This window comes from Nocardia sp. NPDC059154, from assembly GCF_042755705.1.
GTDB lineage: Bacteria > Actinomycetota > Actinomycetes > Mycobacteriales > Mycobacteriaceae > Nocardia.
The window spans coordinates 45,934-56,342 of the sequence record NZ_JBHZCS010000067.1 but is presented as its reverse complement, the minus strand read 5'-3'; the positions used below and the strand labels follow the sequence as shown (position 1 = coordinate 56,342).

The 10,409-nt window shown below is 67.0% G+C and carries 12 protein-coding genes; 2 read left to right on the top strand and 10 right to left on the bottom strand.

Going from position 1 to position 10,409, the window contains the following annotated elements:
• The first annotated feature begins 165 nt into the window (after positions 1-165).
• Complete coding sequence (locus ACFXN1_RS40140) at positions 166-1,038, top strand: hypothetical protein (protein WP_379437089.1); 873 nt, start codon at positions 166-168, stop codon at positions 1,036-1,038.
• Here the strand turns inward: ACFXN1_RS40140 and ACFXN1_RS40135 are convergent.
• Complete coding sequence (locus ACFXN1_RS40135; protein ID WP_379437090.1) at positions 1,035-1,964, bottom strand: recombinase family protein; 930 nt, start codon at positions 1,962-1,964, stop codon at positions 1,035-1,037. The two genes, ACFXN1_RS40140 and ACFXN1_RS40135, sit on opposite strands and share 4 nt — an antisense overlap.
• A 180-nt stretch (positions 1,965-2,144) precedes the next feature.
• On the opposite strand from ACFXN1_RS40135, the gene ACFXN1_RS40130 reads away from it, so the two are divergent.
• Complete coding sequence (locus tag ACFXN1_RS40130) at positions 2,145-2,657, top strand: hypothetical protein (RefSeq protein WP_379437092.1); 513 nt, start codon at positions 2,145-2,147, stop codon at positions 2,655-2,657.
• Between the two features lie 22 nt (positions 2,658-2,679).
• On the opposite strand, the gene ACFXN1_RS40125 is transcribed toward ACFXN1_RS40130, so the two are convergent.
• The 9 genes from ACFXN1_RS40125 to ACFXN1_RS40085 all read right to left on the bottom strand — a co-directional run bounded on the left by ACFXN1_RS40125 (position 2,680) and on the right by ACFXN1_RS40085 (position 10,408).
• Entirely contained in the window at positions 2,680-3,042 is a 363-nt protein-coding gene (locus tag ACFXN1_RS40125) for a hypothetical protein (RefSeq protein WP_379437093.1), read from the bottom strand.
• The gene (locus ACFXN1_RS40120; protein WP_379437095.1) at positions 3,035-3,484 is read right to left on the bottom strand and encodes a hypothetical protein; all 450 of its coding nucleotides are present in this window, start codon (positions 3,482-3,484) and stop codon (positions 3,035-3,037) included. Before ACFXN1_RS40120 ends, ACFXN1_RS40125 begins: the two co-directional genes overlap by 8 nt.
• Positions 3,471-3,908, bottom strand: a complete 438-nt coding sequence (locus tag ACFXN1_RS40115; protein ID WP_379437096.1) for a hypothetical protein — start codon at positions 3,906-3,908, stop codon at positions 3,471-3,473. The genes ACFXN1_RS40120 and ACFXN1_RS40115 overlap by 14 nt, the downstream gene beginning before the upstream one ends.
• The gene (locus ACFXN1_RS40110) at positions 3,905-4,156 is read right to left on the bottom strand and encodes a hypothetical protein (RefSeq protein WP_379437098.1); all 252 of its coding nucleotides are present in this window, start codon (positions 4,154-4,156) and stop codon (positions 3,905-3,907) included. The genes ACFXN1_RS40115 and ACFXN1_RS40110 overlap by 4 nt, the downstream gene beginning before the upstream one ends.
• Entirely contained in the window at positions 4,153-5,472 is a 1,320-nt protein-coding gene (locus ACFXN1_RS40105; protein ID WP_379437099.1) for a peptidoglycan DD-metalloendopeptidase family protein, read from the bottom strand. Before ACFXN1_RS40105 ends, ACFXN1_RS40110 begins: the two co-directional genes overlap by 4 nt.
• 77 nt (positions 5,473-5,549) lie before the next feature.
• Entirely contained in the window at positions 5,550-7,211 is a 1,662-nt protein-coding gene (locus ACFXN1_RS40100) for a hypothetical protein (RefSeq protein WP_379437101.1), read from the bottom strand.
• Positions 7,208-7,708, bottom strand: coding sequence for a hypothetical protein (locus ACFXN1_RS40095; protein ID WP_379437102.1), 501 nt, complete (start codon positions 7,706-7,708; stop codon positions 7,208-7,210). Before ACFXN1_RS40095 ends, ACFXN1_RS40100 begins: the two co-directional genes overlap by 4 nt.
• A gap of 52 nt (positions 7,709-7,760) precedes the next feature.
• Positions 7,761-9,380 (bottom strand): hypothetical protein, encoded by a 1,620-nt coding sequence (locus ACFXN1_RS40090; protein ID WP_379437104.1) that lies wholly within the window; start codon positions 9,378-9,380, stop codon positions 7,761-7,763.
• Positions 9,381-9,436: 56 nt separating this feature from the next.
• Complete coding sequence (locus ACFXN1_RS40085) at positions 9,437-10,408, bottom strand: hypothetical protein (RefSeq protein WP_379437105.1); 972 nt, start codon at positions 10,406-10,408, stop codon at positions 9,437-9,439.
• Position 10,409: the final 1 nt, after the last annotated feature.

The window sequence follows — 10,409 nt, the reverse complement described above, 5'->3', positions numbered from 1 at the left end:
CGGGGGCTTCCCATTCCCCGGGGTGGCCACACATTGGGGATGGTGGGGACGGGGGACAGCAGAGAGGGGGGAAGGAGTTGTGGGTGCTGGGTCGGGGCGGGGCGCCACCACGCTGGTGTGAGCGTGGCGCCGCCCAGCACCACCTCAGCTACCAAGGGGGTATCCATGTTGTCTCGCCGTACCCGTGCCACAGTTCTGGCTCTGCTCGCCCTTGCGCCGCTATCGGCGTGCTCGAAATCCTCTGCCCCCGAAGCCTCGCCGAGCGCCATCATCTCGGCCCCGAAGACCCCGGCGCCGATGTCCAACCTGCTGGCGGTCGGGCAGCCGGTGACGTTCACCCGCACCGACACCGGCGGCAAGGTCGGCGAGATCCGATTCACCGCGGTGAAAGCCCTTCCCGCCGAATGCATCGCGTCCTCGCGGCCCGGGGTCACCCTCGCCATCGAGGTGGCGATCAGCAACGGGCCCGGCGAGCAGCTGCCGGTGCCCGACACCTATCAGCTGCTGTACGACGATGGCGGCGAGACCAGCAGCCCGGTCGAGACCGCCAGCATCTACGGCTGCGAGTCCGACTTCCCGCAGGTGAAAACCGCGCCGCCCGGACAGCAGGCGCAGGGCTGGTTCGCGGTGCGCACCAAGGTCGCACCGACCCAGCTGATCTACACCCCGATGGTCGGTGACCAGACCTCGACCGCGGGCAACGTCAAGATCCTGGCGGTCGCCCCGGCGACCGTGATGCTGAGCCTGCCCGCCCAGCTGACCGCCGAGACCGCCAGCGCCAGCCCTTCGGCACCGGCACCGGCACCGGCCAGCAGCGCCCCGGTCGTGGCCCCCACCACTACCACCGCCACCGGCAACGCCATGCCGGTGGCGCCGCCGACCGGACTGGATTCGGAGGGCCGGCCGAACGGCAGCGGCGGGCGGCTGGTCGGCTGCGCTGACGAAATGACCTACCAGCCGGGGACCGGCGTCTACGAGGATGGCTCAAGGGGTTTCGCGGCCGAGTGCCTGCCCGGCGGTTCGATGCACGGTAACTAGAACGTGCGCCACACCGGTGCGAGGCGATCCGCGCCGCGCACCTGCCGCCCCTCCGACGACCTCACCACCACGTGGTCGAGCAGCAGCGCCACGATCGCGTGACGGCGCTCGATACTCGCGTCTTCCCACCAAGCCAGCACGTCATCGACCGACGGGCCCGGCAGATCCCCGGCGGTCGACAGCGCGGTGATCAGACGCTCTGCCGCCGCGGTGGTGGCGCGGGCACGGTCGGTACCGGCCAGCAGGGTGGCCCGGTCGATCAGCCCCTCGGCGTAGTCCTGGCCGAGCTGCTCCAGGCGCTGGCCGACCTCGGCGACGACGCGCTGCTGATCCTCGACCGTGCCCGCCGCGGCCAGGGCGCGGCCGAGCTGGCGGCGATAGGTCGCATCGGTGAGCCGCGCGAGCACGCGTTCGGTGATGTCGGCCTCGATCAGCGCCGCCTTGATGGCGACGGTGTTGCAGTTGCTGCAGGTGTAGCCCGGATCGCGGTCACCGTTCGGGGCGTAGGTCAGGTGGTAGCCGCAGACAGCGCAGCGCGCGAGCTTGTCCTGCAGCAAGTAGGGCGTCGCCCGGTAGGCCGCGAACTTCTGGCGGGCCGGATCCAGCAGCAGCGCGCGCAGCCGATCCCAGGTATCGCGGTCCAGGATCGGTTCCATCCCGGCGTCGACCAGCTGCCCGTCGCCATCGAAGCGGCAGCCGATCATGCGGGGCGCGACCAGGGCGCGCCGCAGCACTGTCGGCGACCACGGCCCGCCCGCCACCGTCGACACCCCACGGGTTTGCAGGTCGGCCGCTAGCCCGCGCAGACTCGGCTGCGGATCGGCTTCCTGGTCGAGCAGATACGGTGCCCACCGCTCGCGGACCTCGGCCGCTTCGGCGGTTTCAATGGTCTTGCCGTCAGCCTGCCAACCATACGCACGCGACAACTGTCACCCTTCCCCGTCTGGCACTGTTTCCTATATGTCGGACTGTACCCCAGGGCGCGCACCAAGAAATTCACCAAGAACTCACACGTAGACGACTTGACCGAACCCCGTTGCGGGACAGTCGGATTGGCCCGGAAAATTGCGGTAGCCGGAAGGCCGCTGGACCTATACCTTGTGGGCATGACCTCCAATCACGAGACAATCGCTACGCCTGATACCGACGATCAGCCGGCCGAGGGGCTCGGGCTGCCGGACATCACGACGACCGTGGACTGGCATGCGTTGCCTGATCCCCAGCTGCAGTACCTCTCGGACATGGGCAGCGCGATCAACTTCGACCTGACATTGGTCCTGCCGGCGGGGGTTATCACCGGAATCGCCATCGGGGCCAAGGAGTTTTACGAGGGCTCGGCCGATATCGTCCGCGCCGCGATTGCCAACGCAAACGAATCGACCAGGACTGCGGGGCAGTTGCTGATCGATGCGATGATCACTCCGGAGATCGAGGCCATCCCGGAGGACGACGATCCTGCGGATCAGGTGCATCAGGGCTACAACCTGATCAGCTCCATTCATCTGCGTGATGTGGCGCTGCTGACGGGCCCGACTGTCGTGCGACAGAAGTATCTGCGGGTCAAGCTCAGCGACGTGACCGCGTGGGCATACGGCCGACCGCTTCAGAAGACTGACTAACAGCGCGGTTTGCGGACCCCGGCTACGACGACGGTGAGTCGTCGTGGGCCGGGGTGCCGCTGTCGAGCGCGGACTGCATGCGGGTCGCGAGGCTGTCGTGGCCCGCGGCCTGCAGCAGCGGGATCGCCTGGCGCATCAGGTCCGCCCACTTCCACAACCGTTCTTTCAAACGATCGGTGGCCGATTCTTGTTTGGCCAGTTTGATTTCCAGCCGTTCGGCGCGCGCGTCGGCGCGGTCAGCGAACTCGCCGGACGCCTCGACCAGGACGCGCGCGGCATCGCCGCGGCGGGTCGAGCGTGAGAACAGGCCACCGATCAAGGCCACCAGCACACCGGACACCCCGCCCCCGACCAACAGGTTGGCGATCGCGCCCAGGTCAGTCACCGTCTAGTCTCCTCGCCACCTGCGCCACCACCCGGACCCGGCGCCAATCGCGCCAGACCAGGCGGCACGCGCACACCACTAAACCCAAGACCACCCACAGCGCGAACGTCGCGCGCCCCGCGTACACGGTCTGACTCAGCGCCAGCACGTAGACGGTGAGCGCGAAGAACACGCCCACGTCTCCGGCCAGCTGCAGCCACAGCCCGATCGGCTGCCGCTGCTCCAGCAGCACCCCGACCGCCCACATCGTGGGCCCGGCGACCAGCAGCGCCACCCATCCCAGATGAGCGAACCGGCCCATGATCTGGCCGACCGCGCCCGGGATCTCGCCCGCCCAGATCGCCCACACACCCGCGCACCAGATCGCGGAGTACATGACCGCCTGGTACGAGCGGATCCCTTCGTCGTCGGCCAGCAGCAGCCGGGCTCTACGCAGCGGCATGGAACCGCCCGCCGGCAGCGGCCGTCGACGCGCTGTAGAGCAGCGCCAGGAATACCCAGGTGCACACCCCGCCCCATCCCACGCCCGGGTTCCGGGCTGCGACCACACCGATCGACAGCGCGAAGCACGTCGACCAGGCCGCGCAGCCCGCGAATCCGACCATGACCAGAACCAGTGTGCGGGTGGCGAATCCCAGCGAGCCCATCACCGCCGCACCCAACAGCACCGCGCCCCACGATTCGGGAGCACCGGGCACCTGCAGCGCGACCTCATAGGCGGGGGCCGACCAGCGAGACTCACCGCCCACGATGGTGATCACGCCGTAGACGACGGCGAAGACCAGCAGCGCAAGGGCGGTCAGTCGCGTGAACGCTTCGGCCACAGCCGGATTGATCGCTGGCTGCTGCAGGCGGGCCATACTCATGCCGCGTCGTCCCTCCGGTGCCGGCCGCCGAAGTCGGCGAAGTACACCGGATCCGGTTTCACCACCTTGCGGGTGAGGAACGCGGCGATCAGCGGCGCGACGACCAGGCTGTAGATCGTGGTCACCGTCTCGACCCACTGGGTATCGATCTGGCGGCCGAGGATGTAGGCCGCAACCGCGGTGATGGTCATCAGCGTGGTGCGGACCAGCGCGGGTTCTGGTACGCGCGTGGGCAATCGCAGTTTCACGACTTGCCGCCCGGGCGGGTGGTGAATCCTTCGATGCCGAGGTGCTCGCCGATCGCAGCCAAGGCGTCGGGCACCGAGCGGCCACCGAGCTGCGCGAACCCGGTCACCGAGCCGTCGCGGCGATCCTTGCTACCGAGCCCGCCGAGCTGGTCGACCGCGCCACCAGAGTGCAGGTCTCCCCAGCTGAGCATGTTGCCTGCGGTCTCGTTGTCCACACCATCGACGTTCTGACCGTCTCGGGCCCCGGGCTTGCGGATCCGTTGCGACCATACGGCTTTGGCGATGTCATCTGCACTGGGCATGTCGTCTCCTTCAGCGAAAGCGCGTGCGCGCCTGATCAATTCGTCCCACGGGAAGTTCGGCCCGGGGTCTGTGTGCCCGCCACCCCACGCCCCGAAGTCGACGTGGCCGCATACGCCTCGGCGGGTGGGCGGGGTCTGGCCGGTGCCGCCGACATACTCGATCGGGATGCCGCGCTCGAGGCAGCGCCACGCGACCAATGCGGCTGTGCGGGTGAGCATTTTGTCCTCATCGACGCCATCGGATGCGTCGGTTTCGAGCCACTTGCCGCGCGACCACGACACGAAACTGCCGGCCATCAGGATGTGATCGGCGCGCGGGTTGGCGTTCATCGCCGCCCACGGGTTCATGTCCCACGGCACGACCAGCACCGATTCGTGATCGTCGACCACCGCGTTGTAGGACACTGCGCGGTCGGGGTCACCACCGGGTGCCGGGTTCTGCAGGTACGGGATGATGCTGCGGGCGTTGCCGCCGCCTTCCTGGGTGTGAATCGCGACCCAGCTCACCGACCTACCGCCGGAATGGCAGTTGTCGGACAGGTCTTCGCGAGTGATCGGGTCGTCCATGGTGGGCCTTTCCTGCACAGCGGCGGTACGGGGATCGAGGGCGCCCGCGAACCACGGCGCGGGGTCGACGGTGGTGCCGCCGAGCCGGCCGGGCGGGGTCCAGATCTCGACGTGCGCGTGCGGGCCGGTGGATTCGCCGTGGGTGTTGACGTAGCCGAGCAGCTGCCCGGCGCGCACGCGGTCGCCGCCGCGCACTGCGGGGTCGCCGTGGCCGATGATGATGTCCACGCCTGCGGATTGCTGGGCGTCGAGCCACACCCATTTCCCGAAGCCCTGCACGTTATCGCGTTCGGCGCCTTCGACGATCACCCCGGCGACCGGGGCATAGAACGGGGTGCCCATCGGGGCGGCGAAGTCGAGGCCAGCGTGAAATGCGCCGTCGCGCGGCCCATATGGTGAGCTGATGGTGTAGCTGCCCGGCGCTAGCGGCAGATACCGGATCGGCATGCGGGCCCCTCGGATCGAGAATGGGTGCCCGGCCCGCAGCCAGCAGCGTTCTACCGCAGAGGATACGGGCCACACCCTCATCCGTTCAGTCGCGCGCCCTCGAAATAGGTTTTGTAGCCGGTGCCAGCGGGCCCGTTGCCGACCAGGTTTCCGCCCTGGTTGGAGTACACCGCGGGCGAAACTTGGTCCCCTGCACGCAGGTACATCACGTTCGATGCGGCCGCTGAGTAGGTGGCGGTGTTGTCTCCGGACCCGCCGCCGTTGACGTAGTGTCCCGAGCGCGCCACGCTCGCGGTACTACCACCGGAAGGTTTGTGGTAGATGCCTAGCTCCAGGGCGATCTGATACACGCTGACCTGTACCGCGCCAGCGACGTGGTACCAGCCGGATTGGCGGATCTGCACCACACCGCGCCCGAAGTCGACGATGTCGCAATTGACCAGCTGCCCGTCGCGCACCACGTCGAAGGTGCCCGCCCCTACGGTTGTCCAGCCGCCGCCCGAGGGCACTGAGGGCAGCGCCACACTCGAGGTCGATTGGTAGATCGACCAGCCGGTGCCGGTGACCGCGGGGCTGGACACATCCGCAGCCGAGAACGATTTGACGTTCCAGCCGGTGTAGGGCGTGCCGAAAATGTCGGTCCACTGGCTCGACATCATGCCGACAGATCGATAGGCCGCCCCGACCGCGGCCTGCCCGCTGGCGTCGGTGTGCGCCAGCAGCGTCACGCCGTTCAGGGTGGCGGTGTAGGTGTTGCCCTCCGCCTTGAGGGTGAAGGTCTTGCCAGCCGCCACGGTGAAGTCGTCGGTGTCGGCCCAGTCGTGGTAGACGTACGCGGTGCCGTTCCAGGTGGCCCACCCCAAATAGGCGCGGCTGTTGAAGACGTTGAGGTAGACGAACTTGCTCATATCGACAGCGGCGCGCACGATCAGCGAGGTCATCGACTGGGTCGTTCCGGGGTTGCCCGCGACCGCGATCACGTGGTGGTCGTTGGTCTGCATCACCGTGTTGTGCAGCGCCCACCGGGTGCCGTTGCTGTAGCCGTTGTTCGGCTGCAGTCCAGCGACGCCGCCGCCGGTGGCCCACAGCGCGGTCGGCTGCCCGCCGAGTGTCCAGCCCGGGCCGAGGTTGCCCAGGATCGTGTCGGGGAAGGTGACCGTATAGGACGCGCCTCCGGCCGATCCGCCGGTCTGGTTGTTCTGCAGCTCGGCGATCGCCGCGCTGTTGGCGGCGAGGCTGTCCTGGATGCTGCCCACGGTGCTGGCCACCTGGCTGGGGTCGCTGCTGCCGCCGGTGATGCCCTGCACGGTGGTGGTCGCGGTGGCGTGCACCCCGTTCATGCCGTCGGCGATGCCGTCGATGATCGACGCCAGATCGTCGCCGACGAACGGGATCCATTCGCACAGATCGGCCAGGGCGTGCAGGGCGGCGGCGATGAAGTTGTTGACGAAATTGCCCAGGTTGCGGATCCAGGTGCCCAAATCATTGAGGTCGCCGTCTTCGACGCCGGTGATGATCTCGATGATGTCGCCGATCAGACCGCCGACGATCGGGATCTGCTGCACCTGCTGATAGATCACACTGAAGAACTCGCCGCGCACAGCTTCGGCCAGATCGTAGGTGCCCTGGTTGTCCTCGATCGCCAGCTGCTCACGGTCAGCGTGCTGCAGCGAGGCCACCGTGCTGGCGGTGTAGGCCTTGGCCGGTGCCGGATCGGCCGGGAAATTCGGGGATGTCATGGGGCACCGTGGATGTCAGGCTGATCGGCCTGGGCAATCAGCTTGCGGGTCAGCTCGACCTCACGGATCTGAGCCTTCAGGGCGGCGATCTGCGTGTCGTCGTACCCGGAGATGTCGGCCACGACCGCCGGGACTTCGCTCGCGTCCTCGGTGTCGGCTTCCTCGGGCGCACCGATAGGCACCCACTTCACACCCTCCACCCCGATGTCGCGCCGCGCGTTCGGGTCTCGCCGCGGCCGGTACAGCGGCTGCGAGGGCGCCGGCAGGCGCAGGTTGTCGAATACGTGGATCGCGAACAGATGGCATGCCTCGGACGGGACCTGCATGCCGGGCAGCCCTTGACCCATCGGCACCGACTGGAACCACATGCTGAGCGGGTGCTGATGCTCGCGGGCGAAGACAATGCCGGTCTTGGGGTCACGGCGGATGCCATCGAGACGGTCGGAGCGCTCCGACCAGCTCAGCCGCGTCTTCGGTTTGCCGCTCTGCTTGCCCATCTACCGACCTCCATTCATAGGTGACAGTGCAACTGTATCCACGCTTCCCTGGTCAGCTGGACACGCCGACCATCTGGATCAGGCTCTTGATCTGCGCGACGTGGCGCGACAGCATCGCACTCGGGTCATCGCTGGCGCGGTCGTCGCCGATGCTGATTTCCCACCGCGCTGCCTGCGAGCGGGTGATCACGTACTTCAGCGCGTACACGTGGTCGACGTACCAGCGGCCGTTGCGCCCGACCTCGGCGGCCACCCGGTCGCCGACATCGAAATGCCTTCCGACCCAATAGGGTTGCCCGTTGACGACGCTGACCTTGTAGGACCGGTACGCCTTGGTGCGGTCGAACCCGGTCCGGATCGCCTGCAGCGCAGAGAGACTGAATCCGGTGCCGCCGGTCGATTCCCAGTACTCGCCGAAGGGCGGCCCGTGCACGCCCATCTCGGCTATTCGGATCGGGTTGCCAACGCGGTGGAAGGCCAGCACCACGTCCTCGAGTTGGCTGTCGAATATGCCCAGCGTCAGCCCGGGGTTGCCGAACATGGCGCCGATGTACCCCAATAGCGAGTTGGCCAGGAGTTTCAGGCCGGTGTTCACCCAGTCGGGTGAGTGACCGCCGGTGACGATCGCGCCCGCGAGGGCCTTGTGCACGGTGGCCTGCCACTCCCCGATGCCCGAGACCCCGGTGCGGCGTGCGTTGCGCCAGGCCACCCACGGGCGGGTCGTGCCCATGTAGCCGGGCTCGCCGTACTCAGGCGCGTCCGGGATGCCGACCACCTCGACGACCTGGTTGATCAGGTCCGTCGCCACCGAGGTGACGTAGTGGATCAGCCCGTCGAGGGCGGTGCCGGTGATGCCGGCATAGCCGGACTTGTCGAGCACATCGACCAGCAGCGTGGGCTTGGTCAGGTGCATGTGATCCGGTGCCGGCTGCGGGTCACCGGGCAGCCAGCGGCGCACGGTCAGGTGCAGCCCGGCATCGGACAGCGTGGGGCTGAGCACGTCGAAGGCGTTGCCGAACCGCGTCGAGATGACCGACCAGGTCGAGGTGTCGAACAGCAGACCCGCGCTCGGCATGACGACGATGGGCCAGTTGTTGGGGTCGAGATTGGCCAGCCACGACCCGGGATTGAATATGTCCTCCGGCAATGCCCACAATGGCGCGAAACGGCGCAGCAAATTCAGGAACAATAAAGTCTTTGCACCGAAAATACTGGGTCCCAGGAATGCGTACATTTTTGGGTACTGCAGTTCCGGGGGCAGGAGCGGGTTACTATAGCAGACTATTTTCTTAATATGCTCAAATTCGTGCAAGAATTTCAGCTCTATTTTGCCGATCTCGCCGAACTTTTCACCATCGGTGATCGCGGAACACTTCCCCGACCAGCGTTTTCCCGACATGTCGGCGGTAATGTGCAGGTCTTCGTATTCGCCGAGGTCTTCGATCACCAGGCGGTAGATTTTGTTCGATGCCTGCAGGACCAGCGCGCCTTCGCCGGTCTCGTTGAATCGTTCCTCAAAGGACGCGGTGACGACTCCGAACAGGGGCGTGGGATTCTGCCAGTTCTTATCCCAGAGGGTTATGCGCGGGGGGCGGCGCATTTCCTCGATCCGCTGCGCGGAATTCTGCAGGATCGTCGACCGCACTTCGTCGGCACTGAGCAGCGGCGGCATCAGTGATCACTACCAGACATCAACGATACGGTCGTACTGTTTCCATGATTCGACACTCAGACCGCCTCCCCGCCCATGAATCGGCTATAGCGCTGGATGTAATAGACGTGGATCTCGGTATCGGGGCTGCCGCCCTGGATCCGGATCGGCACCTGGACCGGTGACCCCGTCCCCTTCGGCACGGCGCTCTCGAATGCCTGCCCGTTCAGGTCTGCCCATGGCTGCGAGTCGTCGAGAGCCAGCAGCGTTTCGTCGAGGGGGAAGGTCCGGATCAGCCATTCCTTGCCGGGCCCGAGCGCGCCGACCGCCGGCACCTGCACGGTGTTGCCCGAGAGTCCATCGGGCAGCCACACCACGGTGTTCGCGGTCAGGGTGTTGGTCGCGAACTGTGGCCAGCACTCGACATCGGCGGGGTTGAGCATCGGCAGCGTCCCCTGCCATACCCCGGTCCCGGTCTGCGGCGCGCCGCTGGTGGGGTTGATCTCGGTCATCTGGCTGCGCTTGATCGAGTAGCTGAGTTCCGGTGCGTACCAGTAGGGATCGACACTGAGGGTGTAGACCTCCCACGCCAGCGCCTTGGTCCGGCCGGGGTCGCGCTGGGTCAACGGTTTGGGTTTCTTCTCCCACCGCAGCCGCAGCTCGCGCGGCGGCGAGATCTCCGAGAACACCCGCAGGTAGCAATCCCAGGACGGGCCGAGCACCCGCCACAGCAGATCGTCGATCTGCTCCCACAGCAGCGTCGTACGCCCGATCGTGCCGATCCGCAGGGTGCACAGCCGCTCATCGACGCGCGGCACGTCGTCGAGCGTGCTGCCTTCCTGATAGGCATACGACTCGCGGACCTGCGTGATGGGTGCGTGCCACAGGTCTTCCCACGACCCATCGAGCAGGTGGATCCCCTGCTCGCCGCCAGTGGGGCCGAGGATGTCGAGGGTGATCATGTCCCGGCCATAGGTCGGTGAGCCCGGTTTCATGTCGCGCAGGATCAGCTGCATGATTCTGCCGGGGTTGGTCAGACAGATAGCCATG